Source organism: Xanthomonas sp. LMC-A-07, assembly GCF_030208825.1.
GTDB classification, from domain to species: Bacteria; Pseudomonadota; Gammaproteobacteria; order Xanthomonadales; family Xanthomonadaceae; genus Xanthomonas; species Xanthomonas campestris.
Genome location: NZ_JARVTF010000020.1, coordinates 1 through 22,468 on the forward strand (window position 1 = coordinate 1; position 22,468 = coordinate 22,468).

The following is a 22,468-nucleotide window of genomic DNA, read 5'->3' on the forward strand; positions in this document are numbered from 1 at the left end:
CGTCCGCACCCACCTGACGGCTGCTCGCTACGTTTTGTTAGCCGCTCTTAGTGCGCAGCGAGCGCGCGTTTGGCCAGGTGGCCTTCCACAATCTGCAGGATCTCGGCCACCGCGATGCCGTACGAGCCAGCCTGGCCGGCATCGAATGCGGCTTTCCATTCGCTGTAACCGGGTAGATAGGCCGGGTCGGGCGCGCTGCTGCCAACCAGCGCCGCATCACTGCGGTCCAGCGTCTGCGCAATCACCGGCACATGCGGCAGCGTCTCCAGCAGACCACCGGGTGCACCCGGATGCTGGATCTGCACCTCGCGCAGCGTGGCGTGCAGGATCTGCCCGCCCTGTGGATGCTCATCGATCCGGTTGATCAGCAGGAGTGGTGTTTCGCCTGCATGCCGCCCGCGGCAGCGCCACAGTTGCCCGACGGCGTAAGGCGTGGAAGTGGGCAGGGTCATGGGCATCTCCGAAAGTACAAACGCGCATGATGCCGACAGGCGCGCGACAAGGCGACCCGCGAATGCCACCACGTTGCTCAAGTCATCCGACGTGCTGCCGCTAAGGGGTGCAGATGAGTACGCTCTTGGCGGGTTTGGTCGCGTAACGGCAGCTAATCGTGCACGTGCGTCATCGCTTCAGCGTCATGCCGACATGGCAAAATGACGCGTCTCCACCTTTCCCAGTTCCCTGCAGGATCGCAAGGATCGTTTGCATGCGCATGTTTGTCCGCCCACTGATATTGGGGCTTGTTGTTGTTTCCTCTCCCGCCTGGAGCGCCGTGTCGCGGCCTGTTCCCGGCGTGCCCGTGCGTGCAACCGCAGCGGCCGAGACGCCGCCTGCCGCATCCGATGCAGTGGGTGATGCGCTGGCAGTGCCGTTGCCGCCCACACTCCAGTCCGGCATGAGCTACCGCGCGTTTGCGCAGACAGTGATGGAGCAGGGCTGGCAGCCGGCGGACCCGTTGGCTGCCGACAGCTGCATGGCCGCCGGTGATTGCGAGATTGAATTCGTCGCGCCAACGCCCGGCACTCGCCTGCGTGTGCAGATCGGCTCGCAAGCCGGTGCTGCGGTGGTGCAGCGCTGGGCCACGCGCCCGGTGACGGCTGACCGGATTGCAGCCGGGACCGCGTCGGCCGCGGCCGGTACCACGCCCGCGCCGACTGCAGCGGCTGCAACGTCCGGCGCTGCCAGCGCGGCGAAAGATCCACGCTGATCGGCATTCAGAAGGAATCGCGCCGCGGCGTATCATGACGTGGCCTGCCTGCGCAGCGGTTGCGAACTGCCGTACGTGCAGCGCCGTCATTCCTTGCCCTGAGCCCATCGTCCTGCATGAAGAGCGTTGATCCTGCCGATCTGGAAGCGTTGTTCGATGCCGTGCCGGACGTGCTGTTCTTCGTCAAGGACCGCGAAGGCCGCTACACCCACGTCAACCAGACCATGCTGCGGCGATTGGGCCTGAAGTCGCGCAAGGACTTGATCGGCAAGCGCGTCGCCGAGGTCTACCCCAGCGGGCTGGGCGCCAACTATGCCAACCAGGACGAACAGGTGCTGGCCGGTGCGGTGATCGACAACCTGCTCGAGTTACATCTGTTTGCCAACCGCGAACCTGGCTGGTGCCTCACCTGCAAGCGTCCGCTGCTGGTGGACGGCAAGGTGCAGGGCATCATCGGCATCTCGCGTGATCTGGGGCCGCAGGATGGCCAGGAATCGCAGTACGAAAAACTGCGTCTCGCGCTGGCCTACCTCAACGCCAACTACGCGCAAAACGTGCGCATGCAGGCGCTGGTGGATATCACCGGGTTCTCGATGTCCAAGCTGCAGCGCTCGTTCCGCAAGGTGTTCCAGCTCACCCCGCAACAGGTACTGGCCAAGCTGCGTCTGCAGATGGCGATGCATTTATTGCATGGAACCAAGAGCGTGACCGAGATTGGCCATGCCTGTGGTTTCAGCGATCAAAGCGCGTTTACGCGGCAGTTCAAGCTGGCCGTCGGCATGACGCCGCGTGAGTACCGTACGCTGGCAACTGCAGGGCAGTTTCCTGCCGGAACTTCTTAGGACGGCCTGATTAAGACGAATTCGCAAGACGAATTCGCAGCAGCGAAGTGAGTTGCGTGTGTGGTGCACTCACTGCAGCAGAGCATTGAGTCAACAGCTTAGAGCACTTATCAAAACGACTGCGCAGCCGCCAGGCGGGCGCGGCTGGTGCTCGGAATCGGCATGTGCCCCCGTACTCCGGTTCCTTCGCGCCGTCCGCACCCACCTGACGGCTGCTCGCTACGTTTTTTGAGCCGCTCTTAGTTAGTCGAGTGCGCGGCGCCCTCACCGCTTGCGGGACACGCCGTGAATCCGTCCGTGGAGGCTCGGTGGCGGCATCCATGCCGCCACACGGTCCCGCAAGCGGCGAGGACACCGCACCAGAAAGTGAGTCGGTTGCTGTGTTGAAAGCCTGCTTGTTACTCGGCTTGCCTTGGGACACTGATCGGACGCGCCGTTATCCGAACAGCGCACGCCATGCACGGCTTGCACCATGCAAACCGCCACTCTCGACTGGTCCTTGCCCGCTTACCGTCGCGGGACCTTACGCGGCATGGATGCCGCGTAAGAGCTTACAAGGACGTACTTGCAGCGTGTCCCGCGATGGTGGGCGGGCAAGGGCCCTGCAGCCAAGCGGCAGATCATCTGCTCTGCAAGCAATCAACACCCCTGTCCAACAAACTCCAAACAACCCGAGATTTCGAAACGTAGCGTGCTTCAATGCAATGGGCGCGAAACGACATTGAAAGTCGCTCGCGCCCAAGGCAGCTTTCGATGGCGCTGGTGCGGTTACGCCAGCATGCGCACCTTCGGCTCACGTGCCCACTGGCGGGTCTTGGCGGCGGTAATGAAGGCCTTGGTGTCGGCCGCATCGACCACGCCGGGGTCCTTGCCGACATTGCCGGCTTTGAGCAGGAGCTGCGCGCCGTCGTCGAAAGCAATCGCCTTCAGATGCGCCCAGGCATTGCTGACAAAATCCAGCGCGGCCGATTCGCGCGTCAACGCCTTGGCCGCTTCCGAAGACAGCAACACCGCCACCGCGTCGAACACGATCGACGGCGTGCCGGCCAGCTGGCCATCGGCGGCCAGTTGCTTGCCGTCGCTGAGCTTGGCGCCGCCCAGCTTGGGTGCCACGATCTTGACCGTTGCGCCGGCCGCTTCGGCCGCCTTGCGCACGGCCTTGATCGCCGCGGCGTCGGAGCCGTCGTGGATCAGGATGCCTACCGTGCGGCCCTGCAGCGTGTCCTTCATCTTGCCGATCAACTGCAGCGCCGGCGACAACGGCATGTCGGTTGGTGCAACGGCGGCCGGCGGTGCCGGCGGCAGGCTGGTCATGCCCATGCCATCGGCCACGCGCTTGGCCAGCGCTTCATCGATATGCCGCAGATGTCCCACGATGGCCTCGCGCACGTGCGCGGTTTCCACCTTGGAGAGTTCGAACACCAATGCAGATGCCAGATGCGCTTGCTCCGGCGCGGTCTGGCTGCGGAAGAACATGCGTGCCTGGCTGTAATGGTCAGCAAAACTTTCCGCACGCACGCGGCCCTTGGCGCCATCCTCGGCCGGTGTGGCATGGCTGGGGAAACCGCGCAGCGCCTCGCGTGGTGCGTCAGCCTGCAACGAGCTGGGTTCGTACGCCACGCGGCCCTTCGGCACGCCCATCTGCATGTGGCCATCGCGCTGGTTGTTGGCGAACGGGCACTTGGGTGCGTTGATCGGAATCTGATGGAAGTTGGGCCCGCCCAGGCGGCTCAGCTGCGTGTCCAGGTAGGAGAACAGCCGGCCTTGCAGCAGCGGGTCGTTGCTGAAGTCGATCCCCGGCACGATGTTGGCCGGGCAATAGGCCACCTGCTCGGTCTCTGCAAAAAAGTTGTCCGGCCAGCGGTCCAGCACCATGCGCCCGACGATCTGCAAGGGCACCAGCTCTTCCGGAATGACCTTGGTCGAATCCAGGTGGTCGAACGGGAATGCCTCGGCCTCGGCTTCGGTGAACAGCTGCACGCCCAATTCCCATTCGGGGAAGTCGCCCTTCTGAATCGCCTCGAACAGATCGCGACGCTGGAAGTCCGGGTCGGCACCGGCAAGTTTGACTGCCTCGTCCCAGATGGTGGACTGCAGGCCCAGCTTGGGGCGCCAATGGAATTTGACGAAGGTGCTGTCGCCGTTTTCGTTGAGCAGGCGGAAGCTGTGGATGCCGAAGCCTTCGATCATGCGCAATGAACGCGGAATGGTGCGATCGCTCATCGCCCACATGACCATGTGCATCGATTCGGGGGTGAGCGAGATGAAATCCCAGAACGTGTCGTGCGCGCTGGCCGCCTGCGGAAAGCCGCGGTCCGGTTCCATCTTCACCGCGTGGATGAGGTCTGGAAACTTCATTGCATCCTGGATGAAGAACACCGGGATGTTGTTGCCGACCAGATCCCAGTTGCCTTCCTTGGTATAGAACTTCACCGCGAAGCCGCGCACGTCACGCGGCGTATCGACCGAACCCGCGCCGCCGGCCACGGTGGAAAAACGCGTGAATAGCGGGGTTTTTTCGCCGACTTCGGTGAGCAGCTTGGCCGTTGTGTACTGGCTCAGCGACTTGGTCAGCTCGAAGTAGCCGTGCGCCGCGCTGCCGCGCGCATGCACGATGCGCTCGGGAATGCGTTCATGGTCGAAGTGCGTGATCTTTTCGCGCAGGATGAAATCTTCAAGCAACGTCGGGCCGCGCGGTGTGGCGCGGAGCGAGTTCTGGTTGTCGCCAACGGGAATGCCCTGGTTGGTGGTCAGTTGCGGATGCGAGCCGCCGGCCTTCTGGTGCAGTTCGTCGCCGGTGCCACGCACTTCGTGCGCGCTTGCGGAACTGCCGACAGAAGGAATCTGTGCGGGCTTGCTGGGGGACTTGGCCATGGGGGACTCCACGTTGGCGGGCTGGGATGCGAGCTATCCAGTCGAGCCTGGGAGTGGCGCTGTTAAATGGATGTGTCTGCATGCGAACGAACACTCACATGCGCATGCGAGCGTGTTGCAGCTCAGCGTGCGACGAACAATCACGCCTAAAAATAGCTGTTAAGTGCAACGACAACACTGTGACGCACGGCATGCTGCAAGCGCGACCGTGAGCGAGGTCTACAGCAGATCCAGTGGCTGCTTGCGCGTGGGCGGTGGAAATGCGCTGTCCAGGTCTGCCAGATCCTGCGCATCGAGTTGCAGCGTGCATGCATCCGCATTGGCGCGGACATGCGCCGGCGTGCCGGATTCGGGAATGGCGATCACCTGGCCACTGCGGATGGCCCACGCCAGCGCCACCGCGGTGGCCGCCACGCCGCGTCGCGCACCGATGGCGTGCAGCACCGGGTGATCGAGCAACGCACGGCTGCCCAGCGGCGAATACGCCATCACCGTGACCGCATGTTGCGCGCACCACGGCAATAGATCGAACTCGATGCCGCGGCTGCCGGCGTGATACAGCACCTGATTCACCAGGCAGTGCTGCCCGCCATCGATCTGCCAGAGCTCCTGCATGTCGTCGACATCGAAATTGGACACGCCCCAGTCACGGATCTTGGCCGCATCGCGCAGTGTTTCGAATGCAGCGACCACCTCCGCCAGATTGCTGCCGCCGCGCCAATGCAGCAGATACAGATCCAGCGTGCGCACGCCCAGGCGTTGCAGACTGGCTTCGCAGGCACGCGCAATGCCGCGCGCGCTTGCATTGCTGGGCAGCACCTTGGACACCAGATACGGCGGCTGCCCGCGTGCGATCACCTGGCTGATCAACTGTTCCGAGCGGCCATTGCCGTACATCTCGGCGGTATCGATCAAGCGCATGCCCAGCGCCTGGCCAGTCTGCAGTGCTTCGATCTCCTGCTGCGGCGCATGCCGTCCCTGGCCCAGGTTCCAGGAGCCCATGCCCAGCGCAGGCACGCTGCGTCCGTTGCGCAAGGTCACCTGCGGGCAGTGGGTGGTGGCGGATTCGGACATGGCAGGGCTCCAGCGATCAGTGAGAAGGTGGTGCAGGCACCGGCACGGCAGTGGGTAGCGGGCGCGTTGCAGCGTTGGCCTGTGCATCCCAGAACGCGCAGCGATGCTGTGCGGCGAAGTCCGGCGTGGGCCCGATCCTGCCGGGCGACAGTGTCAACGGCGTGTCGCCATCGAAGCGTGGCCAGGCTGGACGCCCGCCGCCATTGGGATCGCCGCTGCGCGCGAAGGCGCCCCAGTAATCCTGCAACGTGTTGGCGAGTGCGTGCTGCGCAGGGGTGAAGTCCGGCGTGCCGCTGAGCACCCACGGGCGCTGGAACAGGTACACCAACTCGGAGGCGTGATACGCGCCCAGTGCGTGCGAAAACGGCAACCGCAACAGCCCGAATGGCGCATCCGGGTCGTCGAATTCGTAGGCGTACACCGGGACGCGGGTGCGCAGCATCTGGCCCAGGCGGCGGGTAGGGCAGGCGAATCCGCCATCGGTGACAAGATTTGCAAATGCATGCCAGCGCGACTGCGCCGCCACCTGCGCATACTGCGCCAGCACCGGTGCCGGCGCGGCGTACATGCGGTGTACGCGCGCCTCGTAGCTGCTTTGCAGGTTCAACTTGCCGGCATAGGAGAGCAATTGCGCAAACAGGCGGCCTTCATTGCGATTGCTGCCGATCAACAACGGCACCTGCGGCTGCTGCGCCTGTTCGATTGCGACGCTTGGCGGTGCGGGCAGCACATCGCCGCCGTGCATCGGCGCCCAGGCGTCCAGGCCGGTCAGTCCGCGGCGCTGCGGTTTGGCATCGGCCAGGGTCTCGGCGGGCAGCTGGCGCAGGCACGCGGCAACATCAGGGGCACGTGCGCAGCCCAGTGCCTCCGCCATCTGCGTGCCACCGCGCTCGGCATCGCTGCGTGCAACGGTGGAGTCGCCGGCCAGGCAGCTGCCGCTTTGCAGGATCGCGCGCTGGAACAAGCCGGCCGCGCCCGGTGAGGCCAGCTGGTAACAGATGCTCCAGGCGCCAGCGGATTCGCCGAACACGGTGACATTACTCGGGTCGCCGCCAAACGCGCCGATATTGCGCTGCACCCAGCGCAGCGCCAGTTGCTGGTCGAGCAGGGCGTAGGCACCTTCGCCATCGCCTTGCACCTGTGGATGCGCAAGAAAACCGAACACGCCCAGCCGGTAATTGGGCGCCACCACCACCACGTTCTGGCGTGCGGCCAACGCGCTCAGGTCGTAGTCCACATTGCTGCCCAGCTCCAGCGCGCCGCCATAGATCCACACCATTACCGCACGCGGCGTTGCGGGTGCGGGACCAGGCGGGGCATAGATGTTGAGTGTGAGGCAGTCCTCGGAGATGTGTTTCTGGCCGACGCGATAGCGCGGCATGCAGGCCGGCCCGGCCTGCGTGGCATCACGCACGCCGGGCCAGGGCGTGGCCGGCTGCGGAGCATGAAAGCGCAGCGCGCCGACCGGTGGCGCGGCGAACGGCACGCCCAGAAATGCGCGCCCCTGCGCACTGGCAACACCGCGCACTGCGCCGGCATCGGTTTGCACCACGGCCGGCTGCGCATCCGCGGCCTGGATCAGTGCCGGCACCGTGCCGGGCCGGCGTGGCGCGCAGCCGCTTAGCAGGCAGGTTGCGAGCAGCAGGCTGCTCACGATTGGTGCCCATTGCGTCTTGTTGGATTCGATCACGGTTGCCGCGCTTCGCCTTGGTTGTTCGGCACATCATCGCGAACGCACGTGTAGGGAAGGCAAACATGCTGCTGACAGCGAGGCTGTGGGAGCGTGATTGCGTGTATCGCAACGCACTGCTGGTGCAGTCGCGCGACCACTGGCGCCATGCGTGCGTTGCATTGCAGAGACACGCAACAGGATGACGCCCGCAATGGCAGAAGCACATTCAAAGCTGCGATGCGCGGTGAGCGACGGCGCTGTGGGCCACTGACGTAGTGCCTGCGATGCCGTTGCAGGCGCGCGGGGCTGGCGACTGTTGGGCGATCTTGGCGCTACATGGCTCGGATGCCATGCGCGGATCGTGGTGACAGGCCAGCGCGCAGGATTTTTCTCTTCCGCACTCGTGCGCGACAGCGACACGATACATCGGCGGCTGCGACGCATGCTGCCGCATCCCACGTTCAAGACACTAAAAAACCCGGCCACGTTAAACGCGGCCGGGTTTGAGTTCAGCGGAGAGCAGCGTTGCGGCGCTTATGCCACCACGTCGTCCTTGTACGCATCCACCGGGATGCAGGCACACATCACGTTCTTGTCGCCGTAGACATTGTCCACGCGGCCCACCGGCGGCCAGTACTTCTGCTGTTTGAGCGAGGGCAGCGGGAAGGCGGCCAGCTCGCGCGGATAGGCATGCGTCCACTCACTGGCCGAGACCTGCGTGGCGGTGTGCGGGGCGTGCTTGAGCGGGTTGTCCTCGCGGTCCAGGCGGCCGTCTTCGATCGCGCGGATTTCTTCGCGGATCTGGATCATCGCGTCGATGAAGCGGTCCAGCTCGTGCTGCGATTCACTTTCGGTCGGCTCCACCATCAAGGTGCCGGCCACCGGGAAGCTCAGCGTCGGCGCATGGAAGCCGAAGTCGATCAGGCGCTTGGCGATGTCCTCGGCGCCAATGCCGCTGGTCTTTTCCAGCGGGCGGATGTCGAGAATGCACTCGTGCGCCACCAGCCCGTTGCGGCCGGTGTACAGCGTCTTGTAGTGCGCGCTCAAACGCTTGGCGATGTAGTTGGCGTTGAGCAGGGCGACCTGGGTCGCCTTGCGCAGGCCGGCACTGCCCATCATGGTCACGTACATCCAGCTGATCGGCAGGATCGAGGCGGAGCCGTAGCTGGCTGCGCTGACCATGCCGACATCGCCTTCGCCGCCCAGCGTGCGCGGCAGAAAGGGTGCGAGGTGCGATTTGACCGCACACGGGCCCACGCCCGGGCCGCCGCCGCCATGTGGAATGCAGAAGGTCTTGTGCAGGTTGAGATGTGACACGTCCGAGCCCCACTTGCCGGGCTTGGCCACGCCGACCAGGGCGTTCATGTTGGCGCCGTCGGTATACACCTGGCCGCCGTGCGCGTGCACCGCTTCGCAAATCGCCACCACGTCTTCTTCGAACACGCCGTGCGTGGACGGGTAGGTGATCATCAGCGCGGCCAGGCGGTCGGAATACTTCTCGGCCTTGGCGCGAATGTCATCGACATCGACATTGCCGTTGGCATCGCACTTGGTCACCACCACGGTCATGCCGCACATCTGCGCGGAGGCCGGGTTGGTGCCATGTGCGGATTCGGGAATCAGGCAGATGTCGCGGTGGGCTTCGTTGCGCGAGCGGTGATAGGCGCGGATTGCCAGCAGGCCGGCGTATTCGCCCTGCGCGCCGGAATTGGGCTGCAGGCTCACCGCGTCGTAGCCGGTGCATTCGACCAGCATCGCTTCCAGTTCTTCGATCAGCTGCGCATAACCGGCCGACTGCTCGGGCGGTGCCAGCGGATGGATCGCGCCGAACTCCGGCCAGGTCACCGGAATCATCTCGGCGGTGGCGTTGAGCTTCATCGTGCAGCTGCCCAGTGGGATCATGGTGCGATCCATGGCCAGGTCCTTGTCCGCCAGCGAGCGCATGTAGCGCAGCAGTTCGTGTTCGCTGTGATGGGTGTTGAACACCGGGTGCTGCAGGAACGCGCTGGTGCGGCGCAGGCCCTGCGGCAGCGCATCGGCGGTGGCCGCATCCAGCGCATCGATATCGACCTGGGCACCGAACAGCTCCGCCAGTGCCACCACATCGGCACGTGTGCTGGTTTCGTCCAGGCTGATGCCGACCGCTTCGCTGTCGATCGCGCGCAGGTTGATGCCGGCCGCACGCGCCTTGGCGTGGATGGCATCGGCATCGATCGCCTTGACGTGCAGGGTGTCGAAGAAATGCTCGCCCACGGTGACGCCCGCGCTGCGCAATGCGGCCGCCAGGATCGCCGCAAGGCGATGGGTGCGGCGGGCAATGCGGGTGAGGCCATCGGGGCCGTGGTAGACCGCGTACATCGAGGCCATCACCGCCAGCAGCACCTGTGCGGTGCAGATGTTGGAGGTGGCCTTTTCACGACGAATGTGTTGCTCGCGCGTCTGCAGCGTGAGGCGATAGGCCGGGTTACCGGCAGCATCGATCGACACCCCGATCAAGCGGCCCGGCATCGAGCGCTTGTAGGCATCGCGGCAGGCCATGAAGGCCGCATGCGGGCCGCCAAAGCCGAACGGCACGCCGAAGCGCTGCGAGTTGCCCACCACGATGTCCGCGCCCCATTCGCCCGGCGCGGCGATCAGCGTGAGCGCCAGCAGATCGGTGGCCACGGCGACCAGGCCGCCCTGCGCGTGCACGGCATCGGCCAGCGCGGCGTGATCGCCGATGTGGCCGAAGCTGTCCGGGTACTGCAGCAGCACGCCGAAGCACTCGGCCTGCAGCGCTTCGTCCGGCGTGCCGACACGCAGCACGATGCCCAGCGGCTCGGCGCGCGTGCGCAGCAGTTCCTGCGTCTGCGGGTGCACTGCGTCGTGCACGAAGAACGTATCGGACTTGGACTTGGCCGAGCGCTTGGCCAGCGTCATCGCTTCGGCTGCGGCGGTGGCTTCGTCCAGCAGCGAGGCATTGGCGATCTGCATGCCGGTGAGGTCGGCGCACATGGTCTGGAAGTTGATCAGCGCTTCCATGCGGCCCTGCGAAATCTCGGCCTGGTAGGGCGTGTAGGCGGTGTACCAGGCCGGGTTTTCCAGGATGTTGCGCAGGATCACCTTCGGCGTATGCGTGCCGTAATACCCCTGGCCGATGAACGTGCGCTGCACCTGGTTCTTGCTGGCAATGGCGCGGATCTTGGCCAGCGCTTCTTCTTCGGTGATCGCATCGGGCAGCGCCAATGCGGCCGGCGACTTGATGTTGGACGGCACGATGGCGTCGGTCATCGCATCCAGCGAGTCGTGGCCGACCACGCCCAGCATCTGCGCGATTTCCGCGTCGTTGGGGCCGATGTGGCGTTCGACGAACGCGCTGTGGTGTTCTAGGTCGCGCAGGGAAGACGGAGTCTGGGACATGGCGGGCATCCGGGGCAGGGGGCATGCGAAAGGTCGGAAGCACCACGACCGGCATGACGCGCATACGCGCACCACGACCTGCCGCACTGGCGGTCTTCCTCGCGCCCCTCTGTCCTTTTGCCTGAGAGTTTAAGAACGCGGCCTGGCCTGTGGCCTGCCTGCGTTCCGTGCCCCTTCGGCGCCGGAGTGAACCGGTCTCTCCAGAGTTGTGTTGAAGATGGTATCGGGCCTGAGCGATTACGGGCTGTTGCGCCTTCGGCAGCGGCAGTGCCGCTTCTCCCACCGTGTTGCCGGCCGATTATAGCCTGCGCCCAAGCCGCCGGCGCGCCGCACCACGCCGCCGCGGCAGGGGCGCTGCGCTCGGGTTTGCTTAACCTTGCCGGGGCGAACACCTATCATCTGCGGCCCTGTGTGCATCCAGTCCCCGCCGCCGACGCGGCACCTGACGTGCACACTCCGCTGTACCTGCTTTCCGGATCCCGGCATGACCCCGACCACGCCCTCCACCCGTCGCATGGCGCTGCTGCTCGCCGGCCTGGCGATGTTCGGCCCGTTTTCCATCGACACCATCTTCCCGGCGTTCTCCCAGCTCAGCCGCAGCCTGGCGGTGGACGAGGTGGCGATCCAGCAGACCATCAGCGTGTATCTGCTGGCCTACGGGCTGATGAGCATCGCGCACGGGCCGCTCTCCGACGCCTGGGGCCGCAAGCGGGTGATCCTGGGCGGGTTGGTGCTGTTCATCGCCGGCACCATTGGCTGCGCGTTGTCGCGCGATCTGCCGACGCTGCTGGCCTTCCGTGCGCTGCAGGGGCTGTCGGCGGGCGTGGGCATGATCGTGGGGCGTGCGGTGATCCGCGACCTGTTCCAGGGCCACGACGCGCAGCGGCTGATGAGCCAGGTGTCGATGATCTTCGGCATCGCCCCGGCGATCGCGCCGATCATCGGCGGCTGGATCCTGCTCAGCGGCGCCGGCTGGCCGCTGATCTTCTGGTTCCTGGCGGTGTTCGGGCTGGTGCTGCTGATCGCCACGGTGACCTGGCTGCCGGAAACCCACCCGGTGGAAGCACGCACGCCGCTGCAACTGCGCCGCCTGTTGCATGACTACGTGAGGATCGGCTTCAACCCACGCTTCCAGCGCCTGGCCGCGGCCGGTGCGTTCAACTTCGCCGGCATCTTTTTGTACATCGCCTCGGCGCCGGTGCTGGTGATGCGCCACCTGCACCTGGGCGAGGGCGATTTTGCCTGGCTGTTCATTCCCACCATCGGTGGCATGACCCTGGGCTCGTTCCTGTCCGGGCGCATGGCCGGGCGGATGGATCCGGTGCGGCAGGTGCGTATCGGCTTCATCTGCTGCGGTGTGGCGGCGCTGGTCAACCTTGGCTACACGCTCGCGGTGGCGCAGATCAGCCTACCGTGGGCGGTGTTGCCGATCTTCCTGGCCGGGCTGGGCATGGCGTTGATCTTCCCGATCCTGGCGCTGGCGGTGCTGGACATGTACCCGCAGCAGCGCGGCCTGGCCTCCTCGCTGCAGGCCTTCACTCAGTTGATGACCAATACCGTGGTGGCCGGGGTGCTCTCGCCGCTGCTGAGTGAACACCCGCGGCATCTGGCGTTCGGCATGACCGGCTTTTTCTTGCTGGGCTGGCTATTCTGGCGCTGGGAGCGCCGCAGCGGCCGCCGCTTGCGGCGCCGCCAGGCTGCCGAGGCACTGCCTCTGGAGCCGGCCGACCACCTTTGACCCCACAGGAGCCTGCATGTCCACCGATTCCAAGCTGCGCCGCGATGCCCGCAAGCGGGCCACCGAGCGCGCACGCAACCAGGCCGCTGCCAACCCCGCGCCGGTCTCGCCGATCGAACCGCATGCCGAACTGCGCGACCAGCAACGCACGCTGCTGGCCGGCATCGTGCGCCGCGACGGCGAGTGGGTGCTGGGCATGGATGGCCGCATCGCCGGCGAAAGCACCAGCGCTGCGCAGGTGCTGGCCCTGATCATGCGCGCCGCCGAACTGCACGAACGCCAGGGCACCCCCGTGCGGCTGACCTATTCGGACGCCCTTAAGGATGCCGCGCACGCCGAGGCCGCTGCGGACGGCATGGAATTCGAGCAGTTCAAGACCAAGCTAAGCGAACGCTTGCAGGGCGCGAAGCTCAACTGACCTGCGGTACAAGTGCGCGTTGCGGGCACTTTTGTTTCGGGCGCTGTTGTAGGAGCGCGCTTGCGCGCGAGGGCTTTCCCGGGAACGCCCCATCGCGCGCAAGCGCGCTCCTACGATGGCTGCGGCGATGGTTTGTCTAGAGCGTTTGCGATTGCTGGGGCTTAGAGCTCGATTGAGTGAAGTTGCGTCCGCACCTTTCGCCATCGCGACAGCGCCGTGAGCTTGCTTGCGTTGCAATCGCCTGCGTTGATCGACGTGAACACGACAGCCCGAACAACAGCGCTGTTGTAGGAGCGCGCTTGCGCGCGAGGGCCTTCCCGGCAACGCCCATCGCGCGCAAGCGCGCTCCTACGATGGCCGCGGCGATGGTTTGTCTAGAGCGTTTGCGATTGCCGAGGCTTAGAGCTCGATTGAGTCACGTTGCGTGTGCGCCTTTTGCCAGCGCGACAGCGCAGAGAGCTTGCTTGCGTTGCAATCGCCTACGTTGATCGACGTGAAAACGGCAGCCCAAACAACAGCGCTGTTGTAGGAGCGCGCTTGCGCGCGAGAGGCTTTCCCGGTACCGCCCCATCGCGCGCAAGCGCGCTCCTACGACAGCCCAGCAACTGCCCGATGGGTCGCTACATCGCTGCCTTTGCGATCCAGCAAAGGCAGCGTCGCAGGCGTGGCCACGACGCTGCCACTGAACCCGCTAACGCAATCAACGCGCCTGCGACTGCCGCACCGACTCCTGCTGCGTTGCCTGCTCCAATGCGGCAGCATCGCGCTCGGGTGCTGGTCCCAATGCCTGCAAGCGCTGCAGGCTGGCTTCCACCGGCGCTTCCTGCGCCGCCTTGGCGTCGAAGCTGCCGCGCAGGTGCGCCGGTGAATCGAGCGCGCCCTGGACCACGAAGCCGCGGGCCGTGTCGTTCCCGAGCAGTACGTGGTCGACGCGCTGCAGCCCATGCTCACGCGCGGCCACCAGCGATCCCAGTGCCAGACGCTCGCTGTCCATGCCCGGCGTGGGGCCATGCGCGCCTTCCAGTCGCCCCACGGCGGCGGTGCATTGCTGCAGCAGCCCATGGTCCGGATGCGCAGGGTCGCGCGGATCAGGCACTGCCGCGGTTGCGGCCGCCGGGCGCGGTGCCACATCGGCGTCGATGCGTTGCAGCCGGCCGTCGAACTGGCCGTCGGCGCCGTCTGCGATGCGTTGCAGGCGCTCGGCAAAGGCCGCAGGCTGCCCGCCCACATTGCGCGCCATTGCAATGGCGAATTGCTCGGTGTCGGATGGCTGGCCGTTGCCGACCAGTAACGCCAACGGGCTTGCGCCGATCTTGTTGGCAGTGGCGGCGGTCTGCGTTTGCTGCAGCAATGCCTGCATTTGCTGCTCGCTGAACACCAGCGTGGTTTTCTGCCCGGCTTGAATCGCACCAGTGCCCGCCATGTCGCCGCTGATCGCGCTATTGAGCGATTGCGCCATGGCTTTTTCTTCGCTGGCCTCGTTGCGGCCGCCCAGGCGTTGCATCAGCCCGGGGGTGGCAACGTCGCCGTCGATTTCGAAACGGTAGCTGCGCTCCTGCACGCGTTCGACATTGTTGCCGTCGTAGTGGCGCAGCACTGTCAGTGGCACGTTATCGCCGTATTTCAGCTGCTGCACCACGGCGTAGCCGTCCTGGCCGGGTTCACTGATGCGGATCTGGCTGCCTTCATTGCGGGCGCCTCCCAGATCGGCGTCGAGCGGGCCCAGTTGCAACTGCATGCGCTGCTGCGAACTGAAACCGACCCGCTCCAGCGTCTGGATCTGATCCACGCCGGGCGTGCCGGGCGCGACTTCGCCCGTGCGCGCGAACGCAGTCATGGCTTCGACGGCGCGTGGATCGGCCAGGTCGAACTGCGCGCTCTGCACACGCGAGCTGCCAAGGCGGTCGGTGCGGCCAACCAGGGCCTGCGCTGGGCCGGCCTTGAGTCCAATCGCATTGGCCGCTTCGATGGCGTCATTGGGGCCGGTGGCCACGCGCACGTGGCGCTCGTCCACGCGTTCGATCAGATAGCTGCGGCCGCTGGCTTCGGTGATCTTGCTCTGCATCGCAACCTGTTGCAGGTCCGCCTTGACCTCGCGCTGTGCGAAGGCCTGGCTATCGAGCACGGCACGTGCGCCCACCGGCAAGCTCTCCGGTTGCAGCGGGTTCACCTGCGTGGCTGCGTCCAGTGATTGATCGGCGCCAGGCAGCGTCAGCGTGTAGCGCATGCGCTGGCCGGCGGCCACGCCGGCTTCCAGGTTCAACGTGCCGCTGCCGAGTTTGGTCTGCCGGCTTTGCTGCAAGCCGGTCTGCGCGTCTGCTTCCAGGCTGAAGGTGGTGGTCTTTGCATCGGCATCGCTGACCACGCCCAGGCTCTGCGAGCTGGCGCTGCGCACGCTGGTTTCGCCCAGCGGCTGCGTCGCACTGCCGCCGCTCTGCTGCGTGCTCTGCGTGTGCTTGACCGACTGTTCGCCCGGGTTGAGCCCCAGGCTGCGGCCACCCGGCCCGTTGGCCGCGAATTCGGTGCCGGTGCTGCCGTAGGTTGGATCAAACGCGCCCTGCTGCGCGTCTGCAATGATCTGTGCATCGCGATCCGCATCGTGCGGACCCGGGCCAGTGGAGGCCTGGTTCATCGGATTGCTCCTTGCATGCTGCGCTGACGCAGCGGGGGCCGAAGTATATCGCCGAGGTTTTTCGCGATTATCAACAGGTCGTTATGCGGCTGCCGGGATCCGGCAACCGCATGACGTCACGCACGTGGATCAGCGCGTCGAAGGCGCCGGCGTTGCCGGCAGCGTTGCAGTGGCGCCCTTGGCCTGCCACCCGCACATCTGACCCTGGTTCTGCTGTTTGAGCCATTCCTGCATCGGCGCGAAATATTCCAGCATCGGGCCGGCATCGAGGGTGTCCTTGCCGGTCACTTCCTTCAGCGTGGTCTGCCAGGGTTGGCTGGAGCCACGTTGCAGCATCGACCAGAATTTCTGGCCGGCTTCCTTGTTGCCGTAGAAGCTGCATTCGTACAACGGGCCCTGGTGGCCGGCGGCATCGCACAGGCCCTTGTAGAACTGGAATTGCAGGATGTGCGCGAGAAAATAACGGGTGTAGGGCGTGTTGCCGGGCACGTGGTATTTGGCGCCGGCATCGAAGAAGTCCTCGCCGCGCGGGCTCACCGGTGCCACGCCCTGGTAGGTGGCCTTCAACTCCCACCAGGCCTGGTTGTAGCGTTCCGGCGGGATCGAGCCGTCGAACACGCCCCAGCGCCAGCGGTCGATCATCAACCCGAACGGTAGAAACGCCACCTTGCTCAGCGCCATGCGCATCTGCGAATTGATCAATGCCTCGCGCCCGCTCTGCTGCTCGCCAACCATGCCGATCGACTGCAGATACTTGGGGGTCATCGCCAGCACGATGGTGTCGCCGATGGCTTCGTGGAAGCCGTCGTTGGCGCCGTTCTGGAACAACGGCGGCAACGGGTTGTAGGCCATGTCGTAATAGATGTGGCCAAGCTCATGGTAGATGGTGGTGAAGTCTTCTTCAGTGGGGCGGATGCACATCTTGGTGCGCACGTCCGGGCCGATGCCCGCGTTCGGCTCGCCACCCATGTTCATGTCCCACGCGCTGGCGTGGCAGACCACGTCGCGGTCCAGTGGCTTGATGAACTGCGAGCGTTGCCAATAGGTGTCCGGCAACTTCGGCATGCCCAGCGACGTGTAGAAATCCTGCGCGCGTTCGGTCATCTGCTGGGCAGTGCGCAGTTGCGCGTCGCGCTCGGCGAGGAAGCGTGCAGCTGCGCCGCCATCGCCACCGGTGTTGCGCGCCAGCACGGCGCTCAGGTTGCCCTGGTACTGTTTTTCCAGCGCCGAGGTGATGTCCAGGTCGCCCGCACCGGGATAGGGCTGCAGCAGATCCCACAGGTTGCTCCAGTCCTGCTGCCACATGTTGCCCATCAGGTGCGCGGGCAGCATGCCGCCGGCCACCTCGCCCTTGTCCTTGCCGTACTGCGTGTCCAGCTTGCCGCGCGCGTAGCACTGCAGCTGGGTGTATAGCGGTTTGAGCTGTTCCCACAGGCGGTCGGTTTCGCTGGCCAGTTGCGCCGGCGGCATGTCGTAGCCGCTGCGCCACATCGCACCGACATCGGCAAAACCCGTGCCGCGTGCACCGTCGTTGGCGAGCTCGACAAAGCGCTGGTAGTCCTTGCGCATTGGTTGCGCGGTGGCGTGCCAGCCCTGCCAGGCCTGCAGTTGTTCGTCGTAGTCGCGGCTGCGTGCCAGCACTTGTTCGAGCTCGCCCAGCTGGCGGCAACGGCGTTGCTCGCCGTCACCGGTGCAGGCGCTGCCCGCGCCGTAGTCGCCTTCCATCTTCGCGGCGATACGCGTGAGTTCGGCCAGCTTGGTCGGGTCGCGCGGGGCGGGCAGGGCGCTCATCAGTTTGAGTAATTGCAGCGCACGCGCGCTGTCGGCGGACATCGGCGTGCCGGCGTACTGCTTGGATTGGTCGATCCAGCGATCCAACTGGCTCAGCGCGCGCTCGTTGGCCTTGGCGGCCAGCAACTGCGAGTCGCCGTTGATGTAGGTCGACGACAGCCACTGCGCGGCAGTCATTTCCGGATACGCCGCCTTGTACTCGGCACTGATGCGCGCCACGAACTGGTCGGCGCTTTCGCTGGGTGCGGCCTTGGTGGTGGTGGGCTTGGGCGTCGGCGCCGCATCCTGGCGGCACGACGACAGCGACAACGTACCGGCGGCAACGGCGAGCGCCAGCAACAGCAGACGAGGATTCACGGGTGGTCCTTGCGGTGAAGTCCGGCGAAGGCTAGAGCGCGGCGGGGTTCAGGGCAAGCAAAAGCGCCATGCGTGCTGCATGGCGCCGGTGAAGCGGCAAGCGTACGCGGCGCCGGGCTCAGCCGGTGCAGCTGGCGAACACGTCGCGCTCGCGGGCATAGACACTGGTCTTGACCTGCAGCAGGCCGAGCACCGACGGAAACAGCGCGTCCTGGTCGGTGTACTGGCCGGCGCGATGGCGCAGGCAGGCTTCGTCCAGGCCACGGTCGCGGGCGAACTCCGGCGAGAACCACATCACCATCGGCACGTGGGTCTGCTCCTTGGGCGCGATCGCATACGGCACGCCATGCAGATACAGGCCTTTTTCGCCCAGCGATTCGCCGTGGTCGGAAAGGTAGATCATCGCGGTGTCGTAATCCTGCATCCCACGCAGCGCATGGATGGCCTGGGCGAGGAAGTGATCGGTGTAGGTGATGGAATTGTCGTAGGCATTGACGATCTGCTGGCGGCTGCAGCTGCCCAGGTCGGCGGTCTTGCACACCGGTTTGAAGCGTTCGAACGCAGCCGGGTAGCGTTCGAAATAGCTCGGCCCGTGGCTGCCCAACTGGTGCAGCACCACCACGCGATCGCCTGGTTTGGCACGCACCTGCGCGGCCAGATCGCCGAGCAGGATCTCGTCCATGCAGCGCCCATCCGCGCACAGGCCTGGGGTGGTGGCGTTGTCCAGTTGTTCGATCTGCAAGCCGTCGCATACGCCCTTGCAGCCGGACTGGTTGTCGCGCCACAGCGTGGAGATGCCGGCGTGCTCGAGCACATGCAGCAGCGACTGATGGCCGCGGATCATGTCTTCGTTGTAATCGCGCCGGCCGAACGGGGAAAACATGCACGGCACCGAGACCTCGGTGCTGGTGCCGCACGAATGCATGTCCGGGAAGTTGATCACCCCGGCCTGCGCCAGCTCCGGCGTGGTCTGGCGCGCGTAGCCATTCAGGCCCCAGTTCTGCGCACGCGCGGTTTCGCCCAGCACCACCAGCAACAGGCGCGGGCGGCTGCCGGCCGCGCGCGGCGTGGCCATCGCATCATGCTCGACCGGCTGCTTGGGCGCATGCTTGATCGGCGAATCGGATTTGAGGTTCTGCTTGAGTGCCACCAGGTAGTTGATCGGCGTGGCCAGATAGCGCACTTCGCGGTGGTTACGCATCAACGCGGAGATGTCCTGGAACGACAGCAGCGCGCCCAGCATTCCGCCCACTGCCATCACGACCAGAAAACCGACCCGCATCAACCAGGTCTTGCTCAAGCTGCGGGTCCCTACACGCACACGCCACAGCAACGTGGCCGGGATGGCGAAGTAGCACAGCAACGGCAGGATCAACCCTGGCGTCAGCAACTCGCGCGATTCCTTGTGATCGGTATGCAGCACGTTGCGCAGCATGTCCGCGTCCAGATAGACGTTGTAGCTGTCCATGTAGTGCGCAGCCAAGGCGGTGGTGAGCAGCAGAACGGTCAGCAGCGGCTTGGCATTCCAGCGCCACACCAGCAGCCCCAGCACCAGCGCATTGACCGCCACCAGCAAGGCCATCAGCGAGGCGGCGAAGCCCAGGCTGCCCGGGTGGGTCGCCATGGCGGTGCGCCAGAACACCTGGTTGCAGACCAGGGCGAAGAACAGGCTGCTCAGCAACACCAGCATCTCGGTGGAGACGGTGGGGCGCGTGCTCCAGCTCAGCGCGTGCAGGCGCGTGCGCCAACGCGGGTGCGGCAGCCAGGTGCTCATTGCTCACCTCCCGACAGCACCAGCATGCGCAGCGGTTGCCGCGGCGGCGCCAGCAGCAGCCAATACAGACCCAGCGCGGTCAACCAGCACACGCCCAGCGACCACAGGTCGTGCGAGAGGAAATGCGCGCCGCGCAGCTGCTGCGACACGCCGAACACCGCCCCGGCGGCCAGTCCCGTCAGCAGCGCCGGCCAGCGCCAGGCCGGGCGCAGCGCCAGTGCGCAGAAGTACAGCGCCACCCACGCATAGCCGGCGCTGGCATGGCCGGCCGGAAAGCAGCCGGAGGCATGCAAGCCGTGCCGCGAGGCGAACAAGCCGATCAACGGATGCGTGCCGCCATAGCGGCTCAGATCCCACGGGCAATCCATCGCCGTCCACGACTTCAGCAGCGACACCAGCGTGGTGGACAGCGCCACCGACGCCGCCAGGTAGGTCAGCGGCCAACGCAAGGCGCGTGCGCCCGGCCGCGCCCGCGACCATGCCAACACCGCCATGCCCAGCACCACCACGGCCGCAACCGTGCTTAGCCACTTGCCGCCGCGATGCACCAACTGGCTGGTGAACCACTGTTCCTTCAACAGCCAGTGCCCACCTTCCAGCCGATACAGCGCGTCGGCCACCCACTGGTCGCCGCCGCCGAGCATCAGCAGCGCGCTGATCGCCAGCAACGCCGCCAGCGGCAGCCACAGGTGCGCCAGCAGAAAGCGGGTTTGCCAGCTGGTGGCGGTGCGTGTCAGCGCAGGCGCATGAAGAGGGAGCGTTGTCATCGAAAGATCCGGACCATTGCAATGGCCGGCATCTTCGAAAGCGGCGTGTCGGAAAGCGGTCGGACCCGGGTTGGACCGGCGTTAACCGCAATGTATTGGTTCAGTCTGTGTCGGTGTCGGCATCTGCGCCTTCCGCGGCGGAGCCTGCAGCGTTGCACCCCGCGTGCCATGCCGTGCCCGGCACCAATTGCCACTGATTGCGATTCGATTCGCCGATCTCCACCACCTGCGCGCGCGCCACGCAGGCCGGTACCGCCTGCTTGAGCACGAACAACCAGCGCCGCTGCGGCGCCTGCGCCAACCACGGGCCGGCTTGCGCCCACTGCGCCTGCCAACTGGCCTTGAAACCGAAGTCGGTGACCGGCCGGTCGGCTTGCAACAGGTTCTGTTCCTTCCACGCCAGCATGCCCAGCTCGGCGTGCGGGCCGATGCGCTCGCCCACGCGCTGCATCAGCGCCGCAGACGAACTGTAAGGATCCAATGCCGGCATCACGCCCAGGCCGGTGACCGTCCACAACGCTGCGGTGGCGGCGACCAGCGCGCTGCCGGCGCGCCTGCCGCGGGCCCAGGCCACCAGTCCGAGCGCGACAAGCCCCAGACCTATCAGCCACAGGCTCATGGTCTGCAGCGATGCCAACGCGATGCCACGTTGCAGCGCGATGCGTTCGGCCCAGTGCAGGTGCAGGCCGATACCGCCGCCCAGTGCCAGCGCCGCCACGCCCAGCAACAGCACATAGCCAATCAGTAGCCGCTGCACGCCACGGCGTCGCAACAGGCCAGGCAGCAGCGGGGCGGCGGCGACGCACAACGCCGGCAGCATCGGGAAGATGTAGACCTCGCGCTTGCCCGGGCTGGCACTGAAGAACACCAGCACCAGCAGGCTCCAGGCCAGCAGCAACAGCAGGCGTGGGTCACCGCGGCGCAGCCGGCGCCACCACGCAGGCACCAACCACGGCAGCAGCAGGCAGCCCGGCAACCACAGCGTGGCGATCACCTGCAGGTAGTACCAGAACGGTTTGACGTGATGCCATGCGTGCGCATAACGCGTGCCGGTCTGCTTGAACAACAACTCGTGCGCGTAGGCATGCAACGCCGGGTCGGGGCTGTGCAGCAGGGCGATGCCCAGCGGCCCCAACCACACCGCGGTGCCGGCCACAAATGCCGGCAGCACCAGCAGCCAGCTGCGCCCGGCCAGTGCCCGCGCCGGCAGCACGCTGGGGTGACGGCGTGGCAGCGCCATCCACGGCAGCAGCACCAGCAGCGGCAGAAACCCCACGCCCTTGGTCACCGTGCCCACGCCCGCAGCACAGAGCCCGATCACCCAGGCGCGCCAGTCCGGCCCACGCAGCAGATGACGCAGTAACCCCCACAGCGACAGCGTGGTCAGCGCCACCAGCACCATATCGATCTGCGCGCGCTTGGCCATCAGCCCGAACTGCAGCACGGTGAACAGCGACAGCACCGCGTAACGCGCGACACGTCGGTTCCAGAGCCGCCGGCTCAGGTCCCAGGTCAGCCACAGCGTGAGCAATGCGGCCAGCAACGATGGCAGCAGGAAGGCGATCGGCCAGTGCGGCACAAGTTCGTAGCTGGCCGCCTGCAACCACATGAACACCGGCGGTTTTTCCGCATACAACTCGCTGCCCCGGTGCGGGAGCAACCACTGCCCGGTCTCCACCATGGTGCGCGCGGCCAGCACGAAGCGTGGTTCGTCCGGCGGGTTGGGTTGGCGCAGGCCCAGCCCGGCCAGCAGCGCAACGACGATCAACGCCAGCGCGGCAGCCAGGATGGGTTTGCGCGACAGCGCGGCGGAAACGGCAGACGGCACACGGGCGCCTTGGTCGAAACGGTGCAGGACGATGCCCATGCGCGTGTCGGAAGGATGTCGGAATGCACCCGATCGCCGCCGCCGCCGTGGCTCGG

14 protein-coding genes, 2 other RNA genes and 1 riboswitch are annotated in these 22,468 nt (G+C 65.9%); of the genes, 6 read left to right on the forward strand and 10 right to left on the reverse strand.

Translation table 11 applies throughout. The annotated features are described in order from the left end of the window. Positions 1-43: non-coding RNA, sX9 sRNA (locus QRM89_RS18560), on the forward strand; the annotation flags it as partial. Between the two features lie 4 nt (positions 44-47). Here QRM89_RS18560 and QRM89_RS18565 read toward each other — a convergent pair. Beyond that, the gene (locus QRM89_RS18565; protein ID WP_115576680.1) at positions 48-458 is read right to left on the reverse strand and encodes a hypothetical protein; all 411 of its coding nucleotides are present in this window, start codon (positions 456-458) and stop codon (positions 48-50) included. 248 nt (positions 459-706) lie between these two features. Between QRM89_RS18565 and QRM89_RS18570 the strand changes: the two genes are divergently transcribed. The 3 genes from QRM89_RS18570 (at position 707) to QRM89_RS18580 (ending at position 2,284) form a co-directional block, all read left to right on the forward strand. Continuing rightward, positions 707-1,207 carry a hypothetical protein gene (locus QRM89_RS18570; protein ID WP_285448679.1) on the forward strand — a complete coding sequence of 167 codons (501 nt, stop codon included), beginning with the start codon at positions 707-709 and terminating at the stop codon, positions 1,205-1,207. A gap of 116 nt (positions 1,208-1,323) precedes the next feature. Beyond that, on the forward strand, positions 1,324-2,049 hold the full coding sequence (locus QRM89_RS18575; RefSeq protein ID WP_042595103.1) for an AraC family transcriptional regulator: 726 nt from the start codon (positions 1,324-1,326) through the stop codon (positions 2,047-2,049). 162 nt (positions 2,050-2,211) lie between these two features. Continuing rightward, a non-coding RNA gene (locus QRM89_RS18580) (sX9 sRNA) lies at positions 2,212-2,284 on the forward strand. Positions 2,285-2,817: 533 nt separating this feature from the next. Here the strand turns inward: QRM89_RS18580 and QRM89_RS18585 are convergent. The 4 genes from QRM89_RS18585 to gcvP all read right to left on the reverse strand — a co-directional run bounded on the left by QRM89_RS18585 (position 2,818) and on the right by gcvP (position 11,077). After that, positions 2,818-4,923: a catalase gene (locus QRM89_RS18585; protein WP_285448680.1), complete on the reverse strand. Its 2,106-nt coding sequence runs from the start codon at positions 4,921-4,923 to the stop codon at positions 2,818-2,820. A gap of 219 nt (positions 4,924-5,142) precedes the next feature. Then, on the reverse strand, positions 5,143-5,997 hold the full coding sequence (locus tag QRM89_RS18590) for an aldo/keto reductase (protein WP_285448681.1): 855 nt from the start codon (positions 5,995-5,997) through the stop codon (positions 5,143-5,145). Positions 5,998-6,013: 16 nt separating this feature from the next. Next, positions 6,014-7,687, reverse strand: coding sequence for a carboxylesterase/lipase family protein (locus QRM89_RS18595; protein ID WP_285448682.1), 1,674 nt, complete (start codon positions 7,685-7,687; stop codon positions 6,014-6,016). Between the two features lie 516 nt (positions 7,688-8,203). Next, entirely contained in the window at positions 8,204-11,077 is a 2,874-nt protein-coding gene (gene gcvP / locus QRM89_RS18600) for an aminomethyl-transferring glycine dehydrogenase (RefSeq protein ID WP_285448683.1), read from the reverse strand. Positions 11,078-11,167: 90 nt separating this feature from the next. After that, positions 11,168-11,282, reverse strand: a riboswitch (glycine riboswitch). 270 nt (positions 11,283-11,552) lie between these two features. Between gcvP and QRM89_RS18605 the strand changes: the two genes are divergently transcribed. Next, complete coding sequence (locus QRM89_RS18605; protein ID WP_014506999.1) at positions 11,553-12,806, forward strand: multidrug effflux MFS transporter; 1,254 nt, start codon at positions 11,553-11,555, stop codon at positions 12,804-12,806. Positions 12,807-12,822: 16 nt separating this feature from the next. Next, positions 12,823-13,224, forward strand: a complete 402-nt coding sequence (locus QRM89_RS18610; RefSeq protein WP_011269939.1) for a hypothetical protein — start codon at positions 12,823-12,825, stop codon at positions 13,222-13,224. 700 nt (positions 13,225-13,924) lie between these two features. Here QRM89_RS18610 and QRM89_RS18615 read toward each other — a convergent pair. From QRM89_RS18615 to QRM89_RS18635, 5 genes are all read right to left on the reverse strand, one after another. Beyond that, positions 13,925-15,856, reverse strand: a complete 1,932-nt coding sequence (locus QRM89_RS18615; protein WP_285448684.1) for an XVIPCD domain-containing protein — start codon at positions 15,854-15,856, stop codon at positions 13,925-13,927. Between the two features lie 129 nt (positions 15,857-15,985). Then, positions 15,986-18,004, reverse strand: a complete 2,019-nt coding sequence (locus QRM89_RS18620) for a M2 family metallopeptidase (protein ID WP_285448685.1) — start codon at positions 18,002-18,004, stop codon at positions 15,986-15,988. 118 nt (positions 18,005-18,122) lie between these two features. Further along, positions 18,123-19,778 (reverse strand): phosphoethanolamine--lipid A transferase, encoded by a 1,656-nt coding sequence (locus QRM89_RS18625; RefSeq protein ID WP_228435946.1) that lies wholly within the window; start codon positions 19,776-19,778, stop codon positions 18,123-18,125. Then, complete coding sequence (locus QRM89_RS18630; protein ID WP_228417988.1) at positions 19,775-20,545, reverse strand: phosphatase PAP2 family protein; 771 nt, start codon at positions 20,543-20,545, stop codon at positions 19,775-19,777. The genes QRM89_RS18625 and QRM89_RS18630 overlap by 4 nt, the downstream gene beginning before the upstream one ends. A gap of 100 nt (positions 20,546-20,645) precedes the next feature. Further along, the gene (locus QRM89_RS18635) at positions 20,646-22,412 is read right to left on the reverse strand and encodes a glycosyltransferase family 39 protein (RefSeq protein WP_285448686.1); all 1,767 of its coding nucleotides are present in this window, start codon (positions 22,410-22,412) and stop codon (positions 20,646-20,648) included. Positions 22,413-22,468: the final 56 nt, after the last annotated feature.

What these genes read in the sequence shown, in the direction of transcription:
- QRM89_RS18565 (WP_115576680.1), bottom strand. Translation starts at nt 458, where the DNA reads ATGCCCATGACCCTGCCCACTTCCACGCCTTACGCCGTCGGGCAACTG.
- QRM89_RS18570 (WP_285448679.1), top strand. Translation starts at nt 707, where the DNA reads ATGCGCATGTTTGTCCGCCCACTGATATTGGGGCTTGTTGTTGTTTCC.
- QRM89_RS18575 (WP_042595103.1), top strand. Translation starts at nt 1,324, where the DNA reads ATGAAGAGCGTTGATCCTGCCGATCTGGAAGCGTTGTTCGATGCCGTG.
- QRM89_RS18585 (WP_285448680.1), bottom strand. Translation starts at nt 4,923, where the DNA reads ATGGCCAAGTCCCCCAGCAAGCCCGCACAGATTCCTTCTGTCGGCAGT.
- QRM89_RS18590 (WP_285448681.1), bottom strand. Translation starts at nt 5,997, where the DNA reads ATGTCCGAATCCGCCACCACCCACTGCCCGCAGGTGACCTTGCGCAAC.
- gcvP (WP_285448683.1), bottom strand. Translation starts at nt 11,077, where the DNA reads ATGCCCGCCATGTCCCAGACTCCGTCTTCCCTGCGCGACCTAGAACAC.
- QRM89_RS18605 (WP_014506999.1), top strand. Translation starts at nt 11,553, where the DNA reads ATGACCCCGACCACGCCCTCCACCCGTCGCATGGCGCTGCTGCTCGCC.
- QRM89_RS18610 (WP_011269939.1), top strand. Translation starts at nt 12,823, where the DNA reads ATGTCCACCGATTCCAAGCTGCGCCGCGATGCCCGCAAGCGGGCCACC.
- QRM89_RS18615 (WP_285448684.1), bottom strand. Translation starts at nt 15,856, where the DNA reads ATGAACCAGGCCTCCACTGGCCCGGGTCCGCACGATGCGGATCGCGAT.
- QRM89_RS18625 (WP_228435946.1), bottom strand. Translation starts at nt 19,778, where the DNA reads ATGAGCACCTGGCTGCCGCACCCGCGTTGGCGCACGCGCCTGCACGCG.
- QRM89_RS18630 (WP_228417988.1), bottom strand. Translation starts at nt 20,545, where the DNA reads ATGACAACGCTCCCTCTTCATGCGCCTGCGCTGACACGCACCGCCACC.
- QRM89_RS18635 (WP_285448686.1), bottom strand. Translation starts at nt 22,412, where the DNA reads ATGGGCATCGTCCTGCACCGTTTCGACCAAGGCGCCCGTGTGCCGTCT.